The sequence below is a fragment of the Clostridium sp. DFI.1.208 genome, from assembly GCF_024463855.1.
GTDB lineage: Bacteria > Bacillota_I > Bacilli_A > Erysipelotrichales > Erysipelotrichaceae > Clostridium_AQ.
Genome location: NZ_JANGCA010000183.1, coordinates 1 through 581, shown reverse-complemented (window position 1 = coordinate 581; position 581 = coordinate 1). Strand labels below are relative to the sequence as shown.

The 581-nt window shown below is 47.3% G+C and carries 1 protein-coding gene; it reads left to right on the top strand.

The window, feature by feature from the left end; translation table 11 throughout:
* Positions 1-301: 301 nt before the first annotated feature.
* Positions 302-581: hypothetical protein (locus tag NE665_RS23950; protein WP_256302711.1), on the top strand; the 280-nt coding region annotated here is incomplete at its 3' end.

Sequence of the window (581 nt, the reverse complement as noted above, 5' to 3'; positions counted from 1 at the left end):
GCTGAAGAAAAGCTAACAAGCACGATCATGCATGTCCAGGCCATGTTAGAGAGATTCCCAGATATGACAGCTACAGAGGCGATGGATATCCTCAAGGTAGAAGAAGAACTGCGAGCAAACGTCTTAGAGATATTGAAAAAGGCATAGCATACAAGCGATAAAAGCAGAGGCACGAGCTTCTGCTTTTCTTATGCGATATAGAGCACACTGAGGATATCTTCTATAACATGGCAGATTGCCAGGTATCTTTTAGAATCCGCCTGAAGCCGTCAAGCAGCCTGCATGCGGGCTGGCTTTCTACATGGCAAGTTGCCATGTAGCTATGGAATACCGCTTGCGGCTCCTCAGTCAAGGATCGGGTCGTATCTTCCTGACGGAAGATCTCCACCCTGCCTTACGGCTCCCTGACTGTTCCACCTCCAGCGGTGCGAAGAAAGTGTATGGTAGACAGAGCTTACCAAGAGAGCGGAAGGACCGCATAGGAGGAAATGTAAATGGAAAAGCAAGAAGTGATCTCGATCGAAGAGCTAAAACAAGGTTTCTGTTCAGAAACGATGAAACAAGGATTCTTATGGTCTGGT